The sequence below is a fragment of the Janibacter sp. UYMM211 genome, from assembly GCF_040547045.1.
GTDB classification, from domain to species: Bacteria; Actinomycetota; Actinomycetes; order Actinomycetales; family Dermatophilaceae; genus Marihabitans; species Marihabitans melonis.
Genome location: NZ_JBEPOY010000002.1, coordinates 436,092 through 457,830, shown reverse-complemented (window position 1 = coordinate 457,830; position 21,739 = coordinate 436,092). Strand labels below are relative to the sequence as shown.

The window sequence follows — 21,739 nt, the reverse complement described above, 5'->3', positions numbered from 1 at the left end:
CTCAGGGGTGCGCGGTGACGTCGATGCGGTCCCGGACACCGGTGACGCGCACGAGCCGGGAGGGGGTCACGGTCCCGATCCCGCGCAGCGAGCGCTGCCGGGTGCGGATCGTCGTGAAGCCGCTGAGGGGGGCGAGCTGGCGCGCGAGGGAGTCGTCGACGAAGACGCCGTTCGAGGGTGCGACGGCGGTCAGCCGGCTCGCGCGGTTGACGGTCGTGCCGAAGACGTCGCCGAGCCGGCTGACGACCGGGCCGTGCGCCATGCCGATGCGCACCTCGGGCAGGAGCGGCTCCTCGGTCATCGCCTCGACGAGGTCGAGCGCGATGGCGGCGGCGGGCGCGGCGTCACCGGTGAGGTACATGACCTCGTCGCCGACGGTCTTGACGACCCGCCCGCCGTGGGCGGTGACGACGTCGCTGGCGAGGATCTCGAAGCGCTGGACCATGTCGGCGAGCTCGCGCTCGGACAGCCGTCGCACGACGGCGGTGAAGTTCACGAGGTCGGCGAAGCCGACGACCCGCGGGACGCCGGTGCCGTCCGCCTCGGGGGCGTCGGCGAGGCTGCGGTTGATCGCCGCGGTGAGCTGGCGGCGCCACACGTAGACGAGGAGCGGCTCGAGCTCGTCGGCGAGCTCGGCCATCCGCACCGCGGTCTCCTCGAGCACCGGCTGCGAGGACGCGAGGTCGTAGGCGGGCCGGTCGTCGCCGCCGAGCTCGGCGACCTCCTCGGCGATCGCCTCGGCGACGAGCTGGGTCTGCCAGATGGCGAGCCGGTCGAGGGTGCGGGCGAGCGCCCTGGCCATCGACAGGGCGAACTCCTCGGGGACCCCGCTGCGCACGAGCTCGGCGACCTGGCGCAGCGCCTCGAGGTCTGCCTCGGTGAACATCGCGTCCTCCTCCCCCACGAGGGGGAAGCCGAGCGCGTGCCAGAACTTGCGGGCGGAGCGGATCGAGACGCCGGCGCCGCGGGAGACCTCGCGGCGCCCCATCGACGCGGGGCGTCCGAGGAGGGCGCGCTCGAGGGCGTCGGGGTTGGGGTCGAGGACCGCGGGCGGGTCGAGACCGGGGTCGGGCTCGGGGTGCGGGTCCGCGCCGGGTGCCGGGGGCCGGGCCTGAGGCATGGCGCTCCCTTCGGGCCTACGACGGTGGTTGGTGACGCAGGTGGTGCACGTCACCCGCGCTCACCGTAGCCGAGCCCTGCGGGCCGGCGACACGGAGCCGACCGTCGTCGTCGACCCCCTCGGCGCGGGCCCGCAGCACGCTGCCGTCGGGCAGGTGGACGTCGACCTCGCGCCCCAGGGTCGCGGAGGCCTCGCGGTAGTCGTGGCGAAGGGAGGTGAGGTCCAGCGGGTCGAGGCGGTCGCGCAGCGCGTCGAGGAGGGCGGGGACGACCTCGTCGCGGGTGGGGGCGGGCCGGCCGGCCGCCCGCGCGAGGAGGCGAAGGGAGGTCGCGGTCGGCACCGGCAGGTCGGCGGCCTCGTGGTCGAGGTTGACGCCGACGCCGACGACGACGCGAGGTCGCTCCCCCTTCGCACTGGGAGGGAGGGCCTCGCAGAGGATCCCGCAGACCTTCTGCTCGGACGGGCCGGCGAGGACGTCGTTGGGCCACTTGAGGGCTGCGTCGAGACCGAGCGAGACGAGGCAGTCGCGCACGGCCAGCCCGGTGGCCAGGGGGACCCAGCCGAGCGCGCCGTCACCCTGGCCGTCGACGTCGACCTCGGCGAGGAGGGAGCAGGCGATGCCGTGGCCCTCGGTGTCGGACCACGCACGGCCGCGGCGACCGCGTCCGGCGCTCTGGCGGCGGGCGACGACCGCCGACCAGACCGGCAGGCCGCGCACCTCGAGGTTGGTCGAGCCCACCTCGTCGACGAGGCGGACCTCGCCCCAGGCGCGCCCCGGGCGCAGTGCGGCGAGGGTCTCACGGACGACAGGTGTGGGCTCCACACGACAAGGCTAGGCTCCGGCCCATGTCCCAGAGCACCGACACCGCAGCGTCCCTCGGCGGCACCGACGTCCCCGCCGACATCGACGTGCACACCACGGCCGGCAAGCTCGCCGACCTCAAGCGGCGCGTGGCCGAGGTGGCCCACGCCGGGTCCGAGCGCGCGGTCGAGAAGCAGCACGCGAAGGGCAAGAAGACGGCACGCGAGCGGATCGCGCTGCTCCTCGACGAGGGCACCTTCGTCGAGATGGACAAGTACGCGCGGCACCGCAGCGTCGCCTTCGGGCAGGAGGCCAACCGGCCCTACGGCGACGGCGTCGTCACGGGCTACGGCACGGTCGACGGGCGCACGATCGCGGTCTTCGCGCAGGACTTCACCGTCTTCGGCGGGTCCCTCGGCGAGGTCTTCGGCGAGAAGATCACCAAGGTCATGGACTTCGCGATGAAGGTCGGCTGCCCCGTCGTCGGGCTCAACGACTCCGGTGGCGCGCGCATCCAGGAGGGTGTCGTCTCGCTCGGGCTGTACGGCGAGATCTTCCGCCGCAACGTCCACGCCTCCGGCGTCGTCCCGCAGATCTCGCTCGTCATGGGCCCGTGCGCCGGCGGCGCCGTGTACTCGCCGGCCGTCACCGACTTCACCGTCATGGTCGACCAGACCTCGCACATGTTCATCACCGGCCCCGACGTCATCAAGACGGTCACCGGCGAGGACGTGGAGTTCGAGGACCTCGGCGGTGCCCGCACGCACAACACGAAGTCCGGCGTCGCGCACTACATGGGCAGCGACGAGGAAGACGCGATCGAGTACGTCAAGGCGCTCCTGTCCTACCTGCCGAGCAACAACCTCGAGGACCCGCCCGTGCTCGGGGACGAGCTCGACCTCGAGGTCACCGACCTCGACCGCGAGCTCGACACGATCGTGCCGGACTCGGCGAACATGCCCTACGACATGCACAAGGTCATCGAGGTCGTCCTCGACGACGGCGAGTTCCTCGAGACCCAGCCGCTCTTCGCGCCGAACATCATCTGCGGCTTCGGCCGGGTCGAGGGTCGATCGGTCGGCGTCGTCGCTAACAACCCGATGCAGTTCGCCGGGACCCTCGACATCGACGCGTCCGAAAAGGCCGCGCGCTTCGTGCGCACGTGCGACGCCTTCAACGTGCCGGTGCTGACCTTCGTCGACGTGCCCGGCTTCCTGCCCGGCACCGACCAGGAGTGGGACGGCATCATCCGCCGCGGAGCGAAGCTCATCTACGCGTACGCCGAGGCCACCGTGCCGCTCGTCACCGTCATCACGCGCAAGGCGTACGGCGGCGCGTACGACGTCATGGGCTCCAAGCACCTCGGGGCCGACATCAACCTCGCGTGGCCGACCGCCCAGATCGCGGTCATGGGGGCGCAGGGCGCCGTCAACATCCTCTACCGCAAGCAGCTCGCCGCCGCGCAGGCCGCGGGCGAGGACGTCGACGCGGCCCGCCAGGCCTTCATCACCGAGTACGAGGACGCGCTGGCCAACCCCTACGTCGCGGCCGAGCGCGGGTACGTCGACACCGTCATCACCCCGAGCAACACCCGGCTGAACGTCAGCCGCGCCCTGCGGGCCCTGCGCACCAAGCGCGAGACCCTGCCGGCGAAGAAGCACGGGAACATCCCGCTGTGACGGCCGACGACATCTCTGCGGAGGAGACGTCTGCGCAGGCCGTCGAGATCGTCGGCGACGCGACGCCCGAGCAGGTCGCCGCGCTCGTCGCCGTCCTCTCGGGCCTCGGTGGCGGCGAGGAGGAGCCCGCCCCGGCGAGCACCTCGCGCTGGACCAGCCGCGAGCGGCTCGTGCGCCGCGACGTCCACCCCGGCCCCGGCGGCTGGCGCGCCTCGGCCTTCCCCCGCTGACCCCCCTTCGCCCCCTCCCCCTTCGCGCGTTCGAAGACGCCCCGCACGTCCAGGCGTGCAGGGTGTCTTCGACTCATCGCGGTGCCCGCCCCCGCAGGAGCGCGAGGGCTGCCTCGACTTGGTCGACGAAGGCGTCCGGCTCGAGCCTCATCCCCAGCAGAGGGATCCGCAGGACGACGTCGCCTGACATGCTCACGGAGTTCTGGCGCAGCATGTCCTGGACCGGAGCCAGCCCCTCGAGGTGGCGGCGTCCGTCGACCTCGACCACGAGCCCCTCACGCCAGCGGACGTCGAGGTAGCACCGGCCCCCGAAGCCGGTCACGACGACCTGCCTCTCGGGCTCGGGCAGACGACGTCGGCGGCACAGCGCGGCGAAGTCGAGCTCCCCGAGCGAGTGCGCTCCGTCGACGAGGTCGGCGACGATCGTCGCCACGAAGGCCCGACGCCTCCGGCCCGGGTACTGGTCCAGTGCTGCCTCCAGCTGAGCTCCGGTCACGAGACGCTGCTGGACCGGCACGGCGAGGTAGAGGGCGGCCTGCCGATCGCTCACCGCCCACTGGGCCGCGCGCAGGGCAGCGATCGCCGGCCGGGTGCGCGGGAGACCGGCTCCCGCCGCTTCCCCCTCGACGCGCCTCGACACCTTGTGCACGGCGACGCCGTCCACGCTGGGTGAGCGCTGCAGGCTGTGGACCGAGACATGCACGACCGAGCCGTCGAGCCCGCTCACCCCTGCGGCGCGCAGCGCGCTCACGCCGTCGACGAGGGCACCCCCGCCGACCTCGTGCACCGCGCGCCAGCACGCACCGACGAGCTCCACCTCGGCGCAATGGGTCACCACGCTGTGCCGCCCCCATGCCGCCCACCGGCGGTCACGCACCAAGCGCGCGGTCACCCCTCGCTCGATGCCCAGGCTGCGCAGCTGGCCCCGGCTCAGCACTCCGCCATGGTCGAGCGAGAGACGTTCGGCGCGCTCGACCCGTCGACGGGTGGTCTCCGAGATCATGCGGCGAGGATGGAGCGGCCGGCCACCGCGCGCGGGTGGCCACCTCGTGCCTGGGGAGGGCGGCAGTCCGAGACGGCCCCCTGTGGACGACGCAGTCGAAGACGTCGTGCACGCCCGGCCGTGCGCACCGTCTTCGACCCGCGGATACTCTCGCCCCCATGCAGCCCCAGGTCATCTCCGTCAACGTCGGGCGGCCGATGCACCAGCGGGTCCCGAAGGACAAGGCCACCGGCATCGGCAAGGTCCCCGTCGACGTCGTCACCGTCGCCGACCCCGGGCGCAAGCGCGTCGAGGACGGGCACGGCGTCTCGGGGGTCGAGGGGGACTTCATCGGCAACGGCCGCCACCACGGCGGGAGCGACCAGGCGGTCTACGCCTTCGCCCGCGAAGAGCTCGACCGGTGGGGCGCAGAGCTCGGCCGCGACCTCGCCCCCGGCCTCTTCGGCGAGAACCTCACGACGCAGGGCCTCGACGTCGACGCCGCCGAGATCGGCGACACGTGGCGGGTCGGCGGCGCGGTGCTCCAGGTCTCCGGGCCCCGGGTGCCGTGCGCGACCTTCGCCGCCCGCATGGAGGAGCGCGGCTGGGTCAAGCGTTTCGCGCAGCGCGGCCGCTCCGGCGCCTACCTGCGCGTGATCGAGCCCGGCGACATCCGCCCCGGCGACACCGTCGTCATCGAGCCGTCCGCCAGCGGCCTCGACGTGCCGACGACGCTGCGGGCGCTCATGGGCGACCCGGACGCCGCTCGACTCGTCCTCGCGACCGGCCTCTTCGAGGGCAGCACCGAGGCGACGACGATGCGGCGGGTCGTGCGCACGAAGGGGTAGCGTCCGCCGCGTGACGTCACCCACCGACACCCCGCGCCAGCGCACCGAGATCGACCGCATCGCCGAGGACTACCTCGACGCCTCCGTCGAGCTGAGCCCGCTCGAGGCGACCTACCTCGGGGTACCGGGACGCGAGGACGCCCTCGACGACCTCTCCCCCACGGGCCTGGCCGCCCACAGCGAGCTGCGCCGCCGCACCCTCGCCGAGCTCGAGGCCGCCACCCCCGTCGACGACGTCGACCGCGTCACGGTCGAGGCCATGCGTGAGCGGCTCGGCCTGGCCGAGGAGATCCACGCCGCCGGCCTCGACGCGATGGAGCTCAACAACATCGCCTCGCCCATGCAGGCCGTGCGCGACGTCCTCGACCTCATGCCCACCGACACCGAGGAGCAGTGGGCGACGATCAGCCGTCGCATCGCCGCGATCCCGAAGGCGCTGTCGCAGTACGCCGAGTCGCTGCGCCACGCCGCCGACCGCGGTCTCGTCGCCTCGCGCCGCCAGGTCGACGTGTGCGCCGAGCAGGCCCGCGAGCTCGCCGCCGACGACTCCTACCTCGGGACCCTGGCGAGCAGCGCCCGGGTCGGCGACGCGGAGCCGAGCGCCCCCCTTCGCTCCGATCTCGAGACCTCGACGGCCGCCGCGCGCCAGGCCTACCTCGACCTCGCCGACGCCCTCGTCGCGCTGCGCGAGCAGGCGCCCGACACCCTCGGCTGCGGCCGCGAGCGCTACGCCCTGCACTCCCGCGCCTTCCTCGGCAGCGAGGTCGACCTCGAGGAGACCTACGCGTGGGGCCAGGAGGAGCTCGCCCGCATCACCGCGCAGATGGAGCAGGTCGCCGAGCAGATCCGCCCCGGCGCGTCGGTCAAGGAGGCGATCGCGATCCTCGAGGAGGACCCCGCGTACCGCCTCGAGGGGACCGACGCCCTGCGCGAGTGGATGCAGGGCAAGGCCGATGAGGCCGTGAGCGCCCTCGGGGGCTCGCACTTCGACATCCCCGAGCCGGTGCGCACCATCGAGTGCCGCATCGCGCCGACGCAGACCGGCGGCATCTACTACACCGGTCCCAGCGACGACTTCGCCCGCCCCGGCCGGATGTGGTGGTCGGTGCCGAAGGGGGTCACGACCTTCGGCACGTGGCGCGAGCTGACGACCGTCTACCACGAGGGTGTCCCGGGCCATCACCTCCAGGTCGGCCAGACGGTCTACCGCCGCGAGCTGCTCAACCGCTGGCGCCGCCTCGCGGCGTGGACCTCCGGGCACGGCGAGGGCTGGGCGCTGTACGCCGAGTGGCTCATGGCCGAGCTCGGCTACATGGACGACCCGGGCAACCGCATGGGCCTGCTCGACGGGCAGAGCCTGCGGGCCGCGCGCGTCGTCATCGACATCGGCGTGCACTGCGGCTTCGAGGCGCCCGCCGAGGTCGGCGGTGGCGAGTGGACCTACGAGAAGGCCTGGACCTTCCTCGACACGCACGCCAACCAGGGCACCGAGCAGCTGCGCTTCGAGCTCGACCGCTACCTCGGCTGGCCGGGCCAGGCCCCGAGCTACAAGATCGGCGAGCGGCTGTGGATGGAGCTGCGCGACGAGGTCGCCCGCCGCGAGGGCGACGACTTCGACCTCGCCGCCTTCCACCGTCGCTCGCTCGACATCGGCGGCGTCGGCCTGGACACCCTGCGCCGGGCGGTCCTCCAGGAGCTCTGAGAAAAGCCCTCGGGGACAGGCGGCACCCCAATACCGTGGGCTGACACACGCCACGACCCTGAGGTGCTCCATGCCTGAGCCGCACATGATCCTCGTCCCCTGCGCAGTGTTCATCGCACTGGCCGGGTGCTCGTCGGGCTCCGGCCCGCAGGCGACCGCTACCCAGACCGTCATCGTCTCTGAGCGGACCGTGACGGAGACGGCGGCGCCGAGCAGCACGTCGTCTCGGCCCACCACGCCGAGGAGCACGTCGGCCTCTCGAAGCACGACGACCACCGCAGTCCCCGCAGCGAACCTGCCGACAGCGGCAGGCGCCTACGCGGACGAGCTGGTCCAGGCGTGGGGCATCGGTGACCGCGCGGGGGCAGACACGTACGCGACGAGCGACACGGTCGCCACGCTCTTCGCGAGCTCGTCACGCGGCGGGAGCGACTGGGTCCGTGGAGCAAGCCTCGTCCAGGACGCCCGGACCCAGGTGAAGTACGAGCGCACCAGCACCGACGAGGTCATCTACCTCGTCGTCGACACCGCGACCGCCGCACGAGGTGACGAGGACGCCGTCGTCGGCCTGAGCTTCGACTGGGAGGGTGCCGACTACTCCGCCGAGGACTACTCGGAGAACTACGTCGCAGCCGGGCTCCCGACGGGCGTCGGGGAGTACTCGGACGGCTTCGTCCGCGCATGGGGCGCGGGTCGCACGACGGACGCCGACACCTACGCGTGGTCCTCGGTCATGGACACCGTGGGGGCGTACGACGGACCGGGCGGCGGCGACTGGGCGCGCACGGGAACAGGACCAGGTGAGGTCACGTCGGCCACGTACAAGAACTCGTCCGGGTGGACCCTGACCCTCTACCTGGACCCGTCCGCCCTCGCCGTCGGGGCGCAGGACGCGATCACCTACGCGGAGTTCACGCACTGACCCGACCACCCCATGACGAAGGGGGACCCCCACGACCTCGTGGGGGTCCCCCTTCGTCGTCCGCGGGGTGCGGGTCCCTCAGAGCCGCCAGCAGCTGCTCGGCTGGTTGAGCCCGGCGAAGCGCGCCTCGAAGAAGAGCATCGACTTCTCCACGTGCGGGAGGAAGCCGCCGAGGTGGGTCGGGTTGATGCCGGCGTTGAAGGTCACGCGCGTGCCCCGGTCGCACCAGTCGCTGCCGAGCTGCTTGCCCCCGGCGTAGGGGATGACGTCGTCGGCGACGGCGTGGTTGATGACGACCGGCGCGTTCGGCGTGCGCCGCCCGATGCGCTGCTCGTCGACGACGCTCGCGAAGGGCTCCCGCCCGAGCAGCTCGGTGAGCGAGGACCCGTCGGCGGTGTACCTGCGGCTGTCCTTGAAGGAGTAGTCGAAGAGGTCGAAGACGCATGCACCCTCGACCTTCGAGGTCAGCGCCACGCCATCGCTGTTGAGGTACGGCTTGGGGTCGATGCCCGCGTCCTGGGCGACGCCCAGGAGCGCGAAGGTCGCGAAGGCGAAGTAGAAGGAGCTGTCGATCTTCGCCCCCACCGAGGCGAGGTCGGCCGTCGGGGCGCCGATCGCCGAGCCCTTGATCGCGAGCTCCGGCGCGTACGTCGCCGCCAGCTCGGCCGCCGAGGCCGCCGCGCCGCCGCCCTGCGAGTAGCCCATGAGGCCGACGGGCGTCGAGCTCGTCACGCCGCTGCCCTGGAGGTTGCGCGCGGCGCGCGCCATGTCGAGCACTGCGTGGCCCTGCGCCCCGCGGGCGACGTACGTGTGGGTGCCGGGGGTGCCCAGCCCCTGGTAGTCGGTGATGCCGACTGCGTAGCCGCGACCGATCGTGCGCGTGAGCCCGATGCCCTCGTACTCGACGAGCTCGGCCATCTGGCGCGACGGGGCGCACCGGTCGGCCATCCCCTGGGTGCCGGGGGCGTAGGAGACGAAGGGGCGACGCGACGCCCCGACGTAGGGGGTCTTCGGCACGAAGATCGTGCCCGTCACGGCGATCGGGCGGCCCGCGCTGTCGGTCGAGGAGTACATCACCCGGGTCGCGGTGACGACCGAGCTCGACAGCCGCAGCGGGTCGAGGAGCAGCGGCGCCGGCTCCGAGCGGATGATCGTGCCGGGGGTCGAGGGGATCGTCGCCGGCGGCTCGTAGAAGGCCGGGCGGGCCGGCTCGGGCGTGCCCGTGAGCGTCTGCGCGCCGGCGGTGCCGGGGACGTCCCCGGGTCCGGCGCTCGCCACCGGGGCGGCGACGAGGGCGAGGGCGGCGGCCACGGCGAGCGCGGGCACGGTACGGCGGCGTGTCTTCATCGACGGTCCTCCACGGTGAGGCAGCCCGGTGGTCCGAGCCGGCCCGCTCGACGTTACTGACGGGTCACAAGACCGGCAACCGCTCGTGACGTGTCCCGCGTCATACGGTGCAGGCGTGCGCCCCCTCGTCCTCGCCTCCGCCTCCCCTGCCCGCCGCGAGCTCCTCGAACGCGCCGGCGTGCGCCCGACGACCCGGCCGAGCGCGGTCGACGAGGACGCCGTCGAGCGAGCCGCCCGCGCCGCGGACCCCGGGCTGGATGCCGCCGGCCTCGTCGTCGAGCTCGCCCGGGCGAAGGGCGAGCACGTCGCCTCGTCGTGGCCGCAGGAGGACGACGCGCCCGTCGTCGTCGCGTGCGACTCCGTCCTCGAGGTCGGCGGCGCGGTGGTCGGCAAGCCCCACGAGCCGCACGTCGCCGTCGAGCGGTGGCGGCAGATCCGCGGTGGCGAAGGGGTGCTCCACACCGGTCAGTGGGTGCGAGACCTCGCCACCGGCGCGACGACCTCGGCGGCGGCCTCGACGCGGCTGCGCTTCGCCGAGCTCTCCGACGACGAGATCGAGGCCTACGTCGCGACGGGCGAGCCGCTCGAGGTGGCGGGCGCCTTCACCATCGACGGGCTCGGCTCCCCCTTCGTCGAGGTGCTCGAGGGCGACCACGGCACGGTCATCGGGCTGAGCCTGCCGCTGCTGCGCCGGATGCTGCTCGACCTCGGCGTCGGGTGGTTCGAGGTCGTCTCGCGCTGACGTCGCCGCGGTCCACCACCACCAACTACTTTCCAAAGACGAAAGTAGTTGTTACCGTGCTTCCCATGGACACCGAGCAGCCGACCCCCACCCCGGAGCAGGCCCGCAGCGCGCTCGCCGAGGCCGAGGCCAACGCCGTCCGCGACCGCCGCGACGTCCAGGTGCACGCCCTGGCGGTCGCGGGCTTCGGCACACTCATCGGGCTCTTCGTCGCCGCCCGAGAGCTCTTCAGCGGCCCGTGGACGGGTCTGCTCACCGCCGCCTACCTCGCCGGGCTCGTCGGCCTGGCCACGTGGCAGACCCGGGCACCGCGCTCGGCGCCGCGCCACAGCAAGCGCACCGGCTACCTCGGTCTCGCCGGCACCCTCGTCATGGTCGTCGTCTCGGTCGGGCTGCTCAACTGGCGCGGCCACGGCCGCCAGCCCGAGCTGTGGCTCGTGCTCCTGTCAGCCCTGCTCGTCGCGGCCCCGATGCTCCTGGCGGCCGCCCGCATCCACCGCGCCGCGCGTCGATGAGCGCACCCGGCCGGCACGCCCGCCACCGGCTCGACGAGACGATCCACGCCCCGGTGCGCTTCAGCATCGTCACGACCCTGGCCGGGTCCGACGAGGTCGAGTTCTCCGCCGTGCGCGACACCGTCGAGGTGAGCGACTCGGTCCTCTCGCGCCAGGTGAGCACGCTCGAGGCCGCGGGCTACGTCAAGGTCCGCAAGGGCTACGTCGGCAAGCGTCCCCGCACCTGGCTCTCGCTCACCGCCGCCGGACGACGCGCGCTCACCGCCCACCTCGACGCCCTGCGCGAGATCGCCGGCGGCCGTCCCTGACCCTGACCGGGACCGACGGTCAGACCGGGGGGATCCCCCGACGCCGCTCGGAGAAGCGGCGGTCCCGCCCGCGCGCGTGCGCGAGCCGCCGCACGATGTCGGCACGCAGCTGCTCGGGCTCGACGACGTCGTCGATGACGAGGTCGGCGGCGAGCCGCTCGAGGTCGACGTCCTCCAGGTACTCCGCCCGACGGGCCTCGACGAAGGCGTCGCGGGCCTCCACCCCTTCGCTGCTCTCGATCTCGGCGATCTTGTTCGCGTAGACCGCGTTGATCGCCGCCTCGGGACCCATGACGGCGATCCGCGCGGTCGGCAGCGCGATCGTCGCGTCAGGCCCGAAGCCCGGGCCGCCCATCGCGTACAGCCCCGCCCCGTAGGCCTTGCGCACGACGACGCAGAGCTGCGGCACGGTGGCCGACGAGACCGCGGAGACCATCTTCGCGCCGTGCCGGATGATCCCGGCGCGCTCGACCTCGGAGCCGATCATGAAGCCCGGCACGTCGGCGAGGTAGACGAGCGGGATCGAGTACGCGTCGCACAGCCAGATGAAGCGGGCCGCCTTGTCGGCGCTGTCGGAGAAGAGGACGCCCCCCTTCGCCATCGAGTTGTTCGCGACGATGCCGACGCTCTCGCCGGCAACACGACCGATGCCCACGACGAGCTCGGGCGCGAAGAGCGGCTTGACCTCGAAGAAGGAGTCGTCGTCGACGAGCCCGTCGATGACGTCGTGGATGTCGAAGGGCTGGCTCTCGCGCTCGGGGATGTCGGCCGCGGTGAGCGGGCGCGCGGGCTCCTCCGGCTCGTAGGTCGGCAGGTCGGAGCGCCAGCTGAGCGGCAGGTAGGAGAACCACAGCCGGGCCAGCTCGATCGCCTCGGCGTCGTCCTGGACGAGGAGGTCGCCGACGCCGGAGACGGTGCAGTGCATGCGCGCCCCGCCCATCTCCTCGAGCGAGACCCGCTCCCCCACGACCATCTCGGCCATGCGCGGGCTGCCGAGGTACATCGAGGCGTTGCCCTCGACCATGATGACGAGATCGGTGAAGGACGGGATGTACGCGCCACCGGCCGCGCTCGGCCCGAAGAGGCAGCAGATCTGCGGCACCTTGCCCGACAGCGCGACCTGGTTGTGGAAGATCCGTCCGGCACCGCGTCGACCGGGGAACATCTCGACCTGGTCGGTGATCCGCGCACCGGCGGAGTCGACGAACCAGAAGACGGGCAGCTCCTCGCGCAGCGCGGTCTCGGTGGCGCGCACGATCTTCTCGACCGTGCGAGCGCCCCACGACCCCGCCTTGACCGTCGGGTCGTTCGCGATGACGATCACGGACCGGCCGTCGACGAGGCCGCGTCCGGTGACGACGCCGTCGGCGGGCAGCCCGCTCGCCAGGGCGTTCGCGTACCGCCCGTCCTCGACGAAGGTCCCCTCGTCGAGGAGGAGGTCGATCCGGTCGCGGACGTAGAGCTTGCCCTGGTCGTCGAGCTTGGCCCTCGCGCGCTCGGTCGGCGCGGCCGAGGCCGCGTGCGCGGCACGCAGCCGCTCCCGCACCTCGGCGACCTTCCGGTCGGCGGGGTACCCGGGCGAAGGGGGCGTCACGCCGGCAGCCCGAGGTGGCGGGCGATGACCATGCGCTGCACCTCGGAGGTGCCCTCGCCGATCTCGAGGATCTTCGCGTCGCGGTAGAAGCGGGCGACCGGGTACTCCTCCATGAAGCCGTTGCCGCCGAAGACCTGGGTGGCGATCCGGGTCGCGGAGACGGCAGCCTCGGAGGTGTAGAGCTTGGCGATGCTCGCGGCCTTGGCGACCTCGGTGGCCGAGCGGCGCCCGCGGTCGTGCTCGTCCTTGAGCCACGCGGCCTTGTAGGTGAGCACGCGTGAGGTCTCGGCCATGAGGGCGAGGTCGGCGACCTGGAAGCTCACGCCCTGGTTGGCGCCGATGGGGCGGCCGAAGGCGGTGCGCGTCTTCGCGTACTCGGTCGACAGCTCGAGCATGCGCTGGGTGAGCCCGCACGCGAGCGCGGAGATCGCGATGCGCCCGTCGTCGAGGGTCTTGAGGAACTGGCGGAAGCCGCGCCCCTCCTCGCCGAGGAGGTTCGCCTCGGGCACCCGGCAGCCGGCGAAGGTCAGGCCGTGCGTGTCGGAGATGTGCCAGCCGAGCTTGTCGTAGGGGGCCTCGACCGTGAAGCCCGGCGTGCCGCTCGGCACGAGGATCGCGCTGATCTGGGGGCGGCCGTCCTCGCCGGTGCCGGTGCGCGCGGTGACCGTGACGACCGAGGTGATGTCGGTGCCGGAGTTGGTGATGAAGGCCTTCGCCCCGTCGATGACCCAGTCCTCGCCGTCGCGCACGGCGCGGGTGCGGGTGCCCCCGGCGTCGGAGCCGGCGTCGGGCTCGGTGAGGCCGAAGCCGGCGAGGGCGCGCCCGGCGACGAGGTCGGGCAGCCAGGTCTGCTTCTGCTCGTCGGTGCCGTACGTGAGGATCGGGTTGATGCCCAGGCCCACGCCCGCCGAGAGGGTGATGCCGATCGACTGGTCGACGCGGCCGAGCTCCTCGATGGCGACGCACAGGGCGGTGAAGTCGCCGACGACCCGGCCGTCGCTCGTCTGCTCGTCGGCGCTGCCGCCGTACTCCGTCGGCACGACGAGGCCGAAGAGCCCCAGCTCACCCATCCGCGGCACGACCTCGGTCGGGAAGTGGTGGTCACGGTCCCACTGCGCGACGTGCGGCTCGACCTCGCTCTGCGCGAAGTCGCGCACCGCGGCGCGGAAGTCCTCGTGGTCCTGGCTCAGCTCGAACATCGTCGTCCTCACGCTCTCTCTGGGGTCGCCAGTGCTTGACGTTGACGTCAACGTAAAGCACGATGCGGGCCATGACAAGTCGTCCCACTCCCCCGTCGTCGCACCCCGACGAGCGGTCCCGGACGTGGACGATCCGCGAGATCGCCGAGGAGTTCGGCATCACGCATCGCACGGTGCGCCACTACGAGGAGCTCGGTCTCATCAGCCCCGAGCGGGTGGGCACAACCCGCGTCTACCGGCGCCGTGACCGCACCCGGCTCGCGCTCGTGCTGCGCGGGCGGCGCCTGGGCTTCCCGCTGGACGAGATCGCCAAGATCATCGACCTCTACGACGCGCCGCGCGGGCGGGCCAGCCAGCTCGAGTACGTCCTGGGGCAGATCGAGGAGCGCCGCGACGACCTCGAGCAGCGCCGCCGCGACATCGAGGACGCCCTCGCCGAGCTCGACACCTTCGAGCGGCGCTGCCGCGAGGACCTCGGGTCCCTCGCCCGCTGACGCGACTTTCGTCGACGGGGCACGAGGCCCCCCGTCGCGCGCGTAGGGTGCGACGACATCGTGACGGCCGGACCCACCGGGGGGAGACGGCCGTCGAAGACGAAGGAGTCACGATGCGTCCTGCAGTCTTTGCTGCCCTCGCGGTGCCGACCGCGGCCACGCTGCTCGTCCTCGGGGGGACGAGCGCGAGCGCCGAGGACCGCTACACGATGACGCTCCGCGACACGATGGGCAACGGCAGCGGCGCCACGGCCACCGTGATCATGGACATCCACGACGACGAGATGACCCTGAAGATCACCGGCAAGGGCTTCGTGCCGAACGCGCCGCACGCCCAGCACTTCCACGGGTCCTTCGACGTCAACAAGGACTTCACCTGCCCGACGCCCGCGGCCGACGCGGACGGCGACGGCCAGGTGACGACGGAGGAGGGCCTGCCGACGTACGGCGACATCATCATCTCGCTGACGACGGAGGGCGACACGAGCCCGAAGAGCGGTCTGGCCGTCGACCGGATGCCCGTCGCGGACGCCAAGGGGCGTCTCACCTACGAGCGCACATTCCCGCTGCCGAACGGCTCGGGCCGCAAGCTGCGCAACCTCCACGTCGTCCAGCACGGCCTCGACGCCAACGGCAACGGGAAGTACGACCTCGCGGCCCTCGGCGAGTCGAGCTTCGCGCGCTCGGCCGGGGTGAAGGGAATCCCCGAGGAGGCGACGAACCCCGCGACGTGCGGCACCGTGAGCGGCGCCGCGGTCGGGGCGGCCCCGAGCGGTGGCGTCGACACCGGCAGCGGGTCGAGCGACGGGCTCGAGGCGAAGGGGGCCCTGGGCGGGGGCGCCGTCGCGATCCTCGCGGCCGGCGCGCTCGTCGCCTGCCGCCGGCGCCTCACCGGGGAGGGCTGAGCAGGCCCGGGCGGGCCCCCTTCGCGTCCCGTTGCTGCGGGGTGCTCAAGAAAAGATGCAACCTGTCCCATCCGACCTCGTGAGGACTCCGAACCCCTGTCACGACCGACCGACCCCAGGGGCCGGTCGACACCACGACAAGGGAGTCACGATGCGTACCCTGACCAAGGCCAGCATGGTCGTCCCGGCAGCGGCTGCGATGCTGCTCGCCAGCGCCACGGGCGCGAGCGCCGAGGACCGCTACTCGATGAAGCTGCTCGACACGATGGGCAACAACAGCGGGTCGTCCTCGACCGCCGAGGTCACCGTCGACGGTGACGAGATGACGATCAAGATCCAGGGCAGCGGCTTCACCCCCAACTCGCCCCACGCCCAGCACTTCCACGGGTCCTTCGACGCCAACAAGGACTTCACCTGCCCCACCGCCGCGGACGACGCGGACGGCGACGGCCAGGTGAACACCGAGGAGGGTCTTCCCCGCTACGGCGACGTCATGATCTCGCTGACGACGAAGGGCGACACGAGCGCCAAGAGCGGCCTGGCCGTCGACCGCATGCCGGTCGCCGACGCCGACGGCAACCTCAGCTACGAGCGCACCATCGCGCTGCCGGCCGGTGCCGGCGCGAAGCTGAAGAACCTCCACGTCGTCCAGCACGGCCTGGACGCGAACGGCAACGACAAGTACGACATGGAGGCGCTCGGCGAGTCCAGCTTCGCCAAGTCGCTCGGCGTCGACGGCATCCCGGAGGAGGCCACGAACCCGGCCACCTGCGGCACCGTGAGCGGCGCTGCGGTCGGCGCGGCCCCGACCGGTGGTGTCGACACCGGTGGCGGCACGACCGACGGCGTGGAGTCGAAGGGGGCGCTCGGCGCCGGTGCCTTCGCGATCCTCGCCGCGGGCGCGATCGTCGCCACGCGTCGTCGTCCGGCCACGGAGCGCTGAGCGAGCCGTGTCGAAGCACGCCACTGACCGCAGTCGCCGCGCCACCGGCGTGGCGGCTGCGGTCGCGGCCCTCACCCTCGGTGGCGGGGGGCTGGTCGCCTACGGTCTGAGCCAGCAGGAGACGCGTGACCCCGCCTGGGTCGCCTCGTCCGGCGGGTCGCACGAGGGTCATGGGATGTCGTCCTCGGCCGCCGAGCCGAGCGGCGCGAGCACCTCTGGGTCCTCGTCCGGCTCCGCGGGCTCCGCCGACCCCCACGCCGGGCACATGGGCATGGGCGGGTCCAGCTCGTCGGGCTCCTCGAGCCCCACCGCGGCGAAGAAGCCGGCCGCACGCTACGTCCGCCCCAGCGGCGAGACCCTCGCGCGCTCCCAGCCGACGAAGGTCCGCGTCCCCTCCCTCGACGTCTCGAGCACGATCGGCGAGCTCGGTCTGCAGCAGGACAAGCGGATGGAGGTGCCGCAGGACGGCACGAGCACCGGGTGGTACACGGGCAGCCCCACCCCGGGCGAGCTCGGCCCGTCGGTCCTCGCCGCCCACGTCACGTGGGACAAGAAGCCCGCGGTCTTCTTCGACCTCGGGGCGATGAAGAAGGGCCAGAAGATCGAGGTCGACCGCAAGGACGGCACGACCGCGATCTTCTCCGTCGAGGACGTCGGGCAGTACCCGAAGTCCGACTTCCCGACCGACGACGTCTACGGCACCGTCGACCACGCCGCGCTGCGGCTCATCACGTGCGGCGGGTTCTTCGACGGCGAGACCGGCCATCACGTCGACAACGTCGTCGTCTACGCGAAGCTCGTCGGCTCGCGCTGACGACGCAGGGACTCAGCCCCGGGGGGAGGCTGAGCCGGAGGGGACTGAGCCGCAGGGGGGCTCAGCCGGCAACCGGTCGAGATAGCTGTCGATCTCGGCCGCGGTGGGGGCGGTCGCCGGTCCGCGGCGGGTGACCTTGATGGCACCCGCGGCGTTGGACCGGCGGCACGCCTCGACCCAGTCGGTGCCCCGGGCGCGCTCCGCGACAAGGACACCGGTGTGGCAGTCGCCGGCGCCGTTGGTGTCCACCGCCCGCTCCGGGTAGCCCGCCACGAGGGTCGCCGGCAGGTCGCCCGAGGCGACGGCGCACCCCTTCGCCCCGTCACGCACGACCGCCACCGCTCCCGGCGCGAGGTGCGCGAGAGCCGCCTGAGCGGCCATCGTCATCTCGACCTCGCCGGTGAGCGCCTCGCCCTCCTCGGCGTTCGAGGTCCACACGTCGGTGAGCGCCAGCGCACGACGCCGCACCGGCTCCTCGAGCTCGGCGAAGATCGCCCCCGGGTCGAGCACGACGTGCACCTGCGCGGGCAGGCTCTCCAGCCAGCCGAGCAGCGGGTCGCGGGTGCGCCCGACGAGGCTGTAGCCGCTGACGCACACGAGGTCCCCCGCGACGGGCTGCGAGGTCTGGAGGGACTCGACGGTGATCTCGCGCTCGGCGAGCTGCGTCGTGACGAAGGTCCGCTCGCCGCTCGGCTCGAGCATGACGACGCAGATGCCGGTGTCCTCGCCGCGCACGACGGGCGCCGACACGCTCACCCCCTCGGCGGCGAGCGCCTCGCGCACGAGGTCGCCGTTGGGGCCCTCGCCGTGCGCGCCGGCGTGGACGCACGTCGCGCCCGAGCGGGCGGCCGCGAGCAGGATGTTGACCGCTCCCCCGGCGTAGCGCTCGTAGCCCGACGCCATGGAGTTCGCGCCCCGGCGCGGCAGCGCGGGCACCTCGAGCACGGCGTCGACGAGCGCCTGGGCGGTGTGGATGACACGCGGCGCCGTCATGACCTGCCTCCTCCGTCGGGGTGCCGCCACCGTAGCCGGGAGCGCGAGCCGCTCCGGTCACGACGTGCCGTGCCCTACCCTGGCGTGCGAGCGAAGGGGGATGTCGTGCGCACGATCGTGCTGGCCGGTGCCGTGGGGATGCTGCTGTGCCTCCCCCTGGCCGCTCCGTCGACCGCGGCCGAGGGCGACCCCGCGGGGGTGGCCTCCACCGCGGCGCCCACGCCCTCGACGACGACGCCCTCGTCACCCGTGGCGACCCCGTCCGCGTCGGGCACCGACGCGCAGAGCTCGACCCGGCTGCTCCTCGTCCTCGACGGGTCGCGCTCGATGCGCGGCAAGGACCCCGGTGGCGGCACCCGCATCGAGGCGGCGAAGAAGGCGCTGACGACGATGGTCGACCAGCTGCCCGACTCGGCCGTCGTCGGGCTGCGCGTCTACGGGGCGACCGCGAGCTCGAAGGACCCGCGCACGACCCAGTGCACCGATTCGCAGCTCACCGTGCCCGTCGGCCCCCTCGACCGCGACGCGATGAAGACCTCGATCGGCGGCTTCACCGGGCAGGCCGCGACGCCCATCGGGTACGCGCTGCAGGAGGGTGCCAAGGACCTCGGCGACACCGGCAAGCGCAACATCGTCCTCGTGAGCGACGGCCGCTCGAACTGCTCGCCGCCCCCGTGCCCGACCGTGCGCACGCTCGTGCGGGGCGGGGTGAGCATCCAGGTCGACACCGTCGGGTACGGCCTGGGCACCGAGGACGACGCCGCGCGCAGCGACCTGCAGTGCATCGCCGACGAGACCGGTGGCACGTACTACGACGCGAAGGACGCCGACGCGCTCAACGCCAGCCTCGTGCGCATCTCGCAGCGGGCCCTGCGCCCGTACTCCTTCTCCGGCACGCCCGTCGACGGGGCCGACGCCTACGACCAGGCCCCCGAGATCGGCCCCGGCCAGTACCTCGACACGTACACGAAGGACCAGGGCACGCGGTACTACGCGATCAAGCGCACGCCCGGCTCGACGCTCTCCTTCGCGCTGACCAACCTCGCCCGCGACGGGGCGGACGACGACGAGTACGTCTCCGAGGGCTACGAGGTCGAGCTGCAGACCCCCGACGCGCAGACCTGCGAGTCCGCCCGGCTGGGCTCCTCACGGCTCAACTACCGCTCCCGGCTCGCGGTCGGCGCCGACGCGCTGACGATCGTCGGTCCCGACCCCGCCGACGTCGCGTCGAGCTCGTCCTCCTACAGCTCGGCCATCTCCTCGAGCTCCTCGTCGTGGAGCTCGTCGACCTCGCAGGACGCGGCCTCCGCGAGCTCGGCCGGCTCGCCCGCACCCACCCCGAGCCCGCTCTCCCCGTCACCCTCACCGACCGACAGCGACGCGTGCCGGACCTCCGACCGGATCATCGCGGCGGTCGACCGGGTGGACGACGAGACCGACGAGGCCCAGGTCGAGCTGCTCGTCACCGAGGAGCCCGCGGCGCCCGACGCCCTCTCGCTGCCCGAGGCGCAGGACGAGCAGGCCCCGGCGCTCGTCCCCGCGACCACCCCGGAGCAGCCCGTCGTCGGCGGCCCGTCCTTCACGACCGCCACCGAGATCTCCCCCGGGACGTACACCGACGCGCTGCTGCCCGGCGAGCAGGTCTTCTACAAGATCAAGGCCGACCACGGCCAGCAGCCGGTGATCACCGTCGACATCCCCGCGCCGGGCACCCGTCTCACCCCCGACGTGACGACCGCGGTCGACCTCAAGGCGTGGTCGCCGACCCGACGCTGGCTCGAGATGAACTTCCCCGACCCGCCCGTGTCCGACTCCGTCTCCGAGGGCGACCGGGTCGTGCTGCACCGCTACGCCCCGCGCGTGCGCTACCGCAACCACTGGGCCTCCGGCTCCTCGGGCGCCATCTCCTCCTCCGTCGTGCGCGCGAGCGGCCAGCCGGGCTACTACTACTTCTCGCTCACCGCCGGCGCCTACAGCCCGGACGACGAGGGGCTCCAGGGACCGGTCGCGGTGCGGCTGCGCGCCGCGGTCGACGGCCAGGTCGAGGCCGGGCCCGCCCCGGTCGTCGACGAGAGCGCCGACGGCGGGGGCGAGGGCGCCACCGGGGAGCGGGCCGACGGCTCGGACGACGGCATCTCCTCCGGCACGATCGTGCTCGTCGGTGGCCTCGTGGCCATGCTCGGCGCCGCCGGGGTGCTCGCGGCGCTCGTCATCGGTCGCCGTCGCCGCTGACGACCTCGGGAGGCATCGTCCCCGCGGGCTCCCGACGCGTCAGTCGCGCTGCCAGGCGTAGGCCTGCTCGTCGGCGTCCCACCGGCAGGTGACCGGCACCGAGCCCTCGAGCGTCGTCGCCCGCTCGTCCTCCTGGGCCAGCGAGCAGCGCTGGCCGACGCGCTGCACGACGGTCCCGACCGTGTAGTTGCCCGTCGACGAGGTCGGCGTCGGGCTCGTCGAGGTCGCGGAGGAGGACGAGGACGTCGGCGACGAGGACGACGAGGTCGTCGAGGAGGTGCTCGGCGAGCCCGACGACGTGGGGTCGGCCTGGCCGCCGCGCATCCCGGCCAGCCCCACCCCGACCGCGGCGAGACCGCCGACGAGCACGAGCACCGAGGCGGCGACGAGCCACCCGCGGCGTCGGCCGGGCCGGGTCGGCGTCGCCGACGCACCTGTCGAGCCACCGCTCGAGGCACCGACGGGAGACGCCTCCGCTGCGCCGGCCGTCGGGGGCAGCGGCGGCAGCCGCACCGGCACCGACAGGCCGGCCATCCCCCCTTCGCCCCAGGCCAGTGCCGGGTCGTCGAGCAGCGCCCGGGCCTCGGCGGCCGAGGCCGGCCGACGCTGCGGGTCGACGGCCGTGAGGGCGGTGACGACGCGCGAGAGGGCGGGCGGGGTACCGCCGAGGAGCGTGGCCGCCTCGCCCCGGTCGTCGCCGCGCCGCCCGGTGAGCAGGACGGCGGCGACCATGCCCGCGGCGTAGAGGTCGCTGGCCACCGACGGGACCGCGCCGCGCTCGAGCTCGGGCGCGATGAAGCCCGGTGTGCCGACGACGACCTCGGTCGTCGTCAGCCGGGGCGCGCCCTCCTCGACGGCGATGCCGAAGTCTCCGAGGTAGAGGTGCGGGCGCGCGCTCCCGGTGGCGGCGAGCAGGAGGTTCGCGGGCTTGACGTCGCGGTGGACGATGCCCGCGGCATGGACCGCCTCGAGGCCCTCGAGCAGCTGGCGGAGCAGCTCGGCGACGAGGAGCGGGGGGAGCGGCCCGGCACCGACGACGAGGTCGCGCACCGACCCGCCGTCGACGACCGGCATCGTGAAGAGGACCTTGTCGTCCTCGCCGGCCCAGGCGATCGGGGCGAGCACGTGGGGGTGGCAGACCCGTACCGCGGTCTCGCGCACGAAGCGCAGCAGGCTCACGGCGTCGGACTGACGCAGCACCTTCGCGGCGAGGACCTCGCCGGTGCGGTGGTCGCGCACGCGCCACACCGTGCCCATGCCGCCGTCGCCGATGGCGTCGAGCAGCTCGTAGCGCCCACCGAAGAGCTCGCCCACCGTGCCCCCTTCGCCCGCGACCTGACCGACGTCACACTAGCCGCGGCAGCCCCC

The 21,739-nt window shown here is 73.2% G+C and carries 21 protein-coding genes; 13 read left to right on the top strand and 8 right to left on the bottom strand.

What is annotated here, in order from left to right:
- Position 1 precedes the first annotated feature (1 nt).
- Both ABIB53_RS07315 and ABIB53_RS07310 read right to left on the bottom strand, forming a co-directional pair.
- On the bottom strand, positions 2 to 1,120 hold the full coding sequence (locus tag ABIB53_RS07315; protein ID WP_123091132.1) for an adenylate/guanylate cyclase domain-containing protein: 1,119 nt from the start codon (positions 1,118 to 1,120) through the stop codon (positions 2 to 4).
- Between the two features lie 16 nt (positions 1,121 to 1,136).
- Entirely contained in the window at positions 1,137 to 1,943 is an 807-nt protein-coding gene (locus ABIB53_RS07310; RefSeq protein WP_354587684.1) for a biotin--[acetyl-CoA-carboxylase] ligase, read from the bottom strand.
- A 23-nt stretch (positions 1,944 to 1,966) separates the two neighbouring features.
- Between ABIB53_RS07310 and ABIB53_RS07305 the strand changes: the two genes are divergently transcribed.
- The gene (locus ABIB53_RS07305; protein WP_201465885.1) at positions 1,967 to 3,601 is read left to right on the top strand and encodes an acyl-CoA carboxylase subunit beta; all 1,635 of its coding nucleotides are present in this window, start codon (positions 1,967 to 1,969) and stop codon (positions 3,599 to 3,601) included.
- Positions 3,598 to 3,831 carry an acyl-CoA carboxylase subunit epsilon gene (locus tag ABIB53_RS07300; RefSeq protein ID WP_354587683.1) on the top strand — a complete coding sequence of 78 codons (234 nt, stop codon included), beginning with the start codon at positions 3,598 to 3,600 and terminating at the stop codon, positions 3,829 to 3,831. Before ABIB53_RS07305 ends, ABIB53_RS07300 begins: the two co-directional genes overlap by 4 nt.
- 73 nt (positions 3,832 to 3,904) lie before the next feature.
- Here the strand turns inward: ABIB53_RS07300 and ABIB53_RS07295 are convergent, their stop codons facing one another.
- On the bottom strand, positions 3,905 to 4,834 hold the full coding sequence (locus tag ABIB53_RS07295; RefSeq protein WP_354587682.1) for a putative endonuclease domain-containing protein: 930 nt from the start codon (positions 4,832 to 4,834) through the stop codon (positions 3,905 to 3,907).
- 158 nt (positions 4,835 to 4,992) lie between these two features.
- Between ABIB53_RS07295 and ABIB53_RS07290 the strand changes: the two genes are divergently transcribed.
- From ABIB53_RS07290 to ABIB53_RS07280, 3 genes are all read left to right on the top strand, one after another.
- Positions 4,993 to 5,661, top strand: a complete 669-nt coding sequence (locus tag ABIB53_RS07290) for an MOSC domain-containing protein (RefSeq protein ID WP_354587681.1) — start codon at positions 4,993 to 4,995, stop codon at positions 5,659 to 5,661.
- A gap of 10 nt (positions 5,662 to 5,671) precedes the next feature.
- On the top strand, positions 5,672 to 7,363 hold the full coding sequence (locus ABIB53_RS07285) for a DUF885 domain-containing protein (protein WP_354587680.1): 1,692 nt from the start codon (positions 5,672 to 5,674) through the stop codon (positions 7,361 to 7,363).
- Between the two features lie 70 nt (positions 7,364 to 7,433).
- Positions 7,434 to 8,285 (top strand): hypothetical protein, encoded by an 852-nt coding sequence (locus tag ABIB53_RS07280; protein ID WP_354587679.1) that lies wholly within the window; start codon positions 7,434 to 7,436, stop codon positions 8,283 to 8,285.
- Positions 8,286 to 8,363: 78 nt separating this feature from the next.
- Here ABIB53_RS07280 and ABIB53_RS07275 read toward each other — a convergent pair whose 3' ends face one another.
- The gene (locus ABIB53_RS07275; protein WP_354587678.1) at positions 8,364 to 9,632 is read right to left on the bottom strand and encodes a lipase family protein; all 1,269 of its coding nucleotides are present in this window, start codon (positions 9,630 to 9,632) and stop codon (positions 8,364 to 8,366) included.
- Positions 9,633 to 9,747: 115 nt separating this feature from the next.
- Here ABIB53_RS07275 and ABIB53_RS07270 point away from each other — a divergent pair, with 115 nt between their 5' ends.
- From ABIB53_RS07270 to ABIB53_RS07260, 3 genes are all read left to right on the top strand, one after another.
- Positions 9,748 to 10,374, top strand: coding sequence for a Maf family protein (locus ABIB53_RS07270; RefSeq protein WP_354587677.1), 627 nt, complete (start codon positions 9,748 to 9,750; stop codon positions 10,372 to 10,374).
- A 65-nt stretch (positions 10,375 to 10,439) separates the two neighbouring features.
- Entirely contained in the window at positions 10,440 to 10,889 is a 450-nt protein-coding gene (locus ABIB53_RS07265) for a hypothetical protein (protein WP_354587676.1), read from the top strand.
- Positions 10,886 to 11,197 (top strand): winged helix-turn-helix domain-containing protein, encoded by a 312-nt coding sequence (locus ABIB53_RS07260; protein WP_068273435.1) that lies wholly within the window; start codon positions 10,886 to 10,888, stop codon positions 11,195 to 11,197. Before ABIB53_RS07265 ends, ABIB53_RS07260 begins: the two co-directional genes overlap by 4 nt.
- A gap of 19 nt (positions 11,198 to 11,216) precedes the next feature.
- Here ABIB53_RS07260 and ABIB53_RS07255 read toward each other — a convergent pair whose 3' ends face one another.
- Positions 11,217 to 12,791 carry an acyl-CoA carboxylase subunit beta gene (locus ABIB53_RS07255; protein ID WP_354587675.1) on the bottom strand — a complete coding sequence of 525 codons (1,575 nt, stop codon included), beginning with the start codon at positions 12,789 to 12,791 and terminating at the stop codon, positions 11,217 to 11,219.
- Positions 12,788 to 13,990: an acyl-CoA dehydrogenase family protein gene (locus ABIB53_RS07250; protein WP_123091144.1), complete on the bottom strand. Its 1,203-nt coding sequence runs from the start codon at positions 13,988 to 13,990 to the stop codon at positions 12,788 to 12,790. The genes ABIB53_RS07255 and ABIB53_RS07250 overlap by 4 nt, the downstream gene beginning before the upstream one ends.
- Positions 13,991 to 14,061: 71 nt before the next feature.
- On the opposite strand from ABIB53_RS07250, the gene ABIB53_RS07245 reads away from it, so the two are divergent.
- The 4 genes from ABIB53_RS07245 (at position 14,062) to ABIB53_RS07230 (ending at position 17,146) form a co-directional block, all read left to right on the top strand.
- Positions 14,062 to 14,484 (top strand): MerR family transcriptional regulator, encoded by a 423-nt coding sequence (locus ABIB53_RS07245; protein ID WP_354587673.1) that lies wholly within the window; start codon positions 14,062 to 14,064, stop codon positions 14,482 to 14,484.
- Positions 14,485 to 14,597: 113 nt separating this feature from the next.
- Positions 14,598 to 15,389, top strand: coding sequence for a GVDTG sorting domain-containing protein (locus ABIB53_RS07240; RefSeq protein WP_354587672.1), 792 nt, complete (start codon positions 14,598 to 14,600; stop codon positions 15,387 to 15,389).
- Between the two features lie 151 nt (positions 15,390 to 15,540).
- Positions 15,541 to 16,332 carry a GVDTG sorting domain-containing protein gene (locus ABIB53_RS07235; RefSeq protein WP_123091147.1) on the top strand — a complete coding sequence of 264 codons (792 nt, stop codon included), beginning with the start codon at positions 15,541 to 15,543 and terminating at the stop codon, positions 16,330 to 16,332.
- A gap of 7 nt (positions 16,333 to 16,339) precedes the next feature.
- A complete protein-coding gene (locus ABIB53_RS07230) occupies positions 16,340 to 17,146 on the top strand; it encodes a class F sortase (protein WP_354587671.1) in 807 nt (268 codons plus the stop codon).
- Between the two features lie 12 nt (positions 17,147 to 17,158).
- Here the strand turns inward: ABIB53_RS07230 and ABIB53_RS07225 are convergent, their stop codons facing one another.
- Entirely contained in the window at positions 17,159 to 18,139 is a 981-nt protein-coding gene (locus ABIB53_RS07225; protein WP_354587670.1) for a PfkB family carbohydrate kinase, read from the bottom strand.
- A 105-nt stretch (positions 18,140 to 18,244) separates the two neighbouring features.
- Here ABIB53_RS07225 and ABIB53_RS07220 point away from each other — a divergent pair, with 105 nt between their 5' ends.
- Entirely contained in the window at positions 18,245 to 20,371 is a 2,127-nt protein-coding gene (locus tag ABIB53_RS07220; RefSeq protein ID WP_354587668.1) for a VWA domain-containing protein, read from the top strand.
- A gap of 39 nt (positions 20,372 to 20,410) precedes the next feature.
- Here the strand turns inward: ABIB53_RS07220 and ABIB53_RS07215 are convergent, their stop codons facing one another.
- Entirely contained in the window at positions 20,411 to 21,685 is a 1,275-nt protein-coding gene (locus ABIB53_RS07215) for a serine/threonine-protein kinase (protein WP_354587667.1), read from the bottom strand.
- Positions 21,686 to 21,739: the final 54 nt, after the last annotated feature.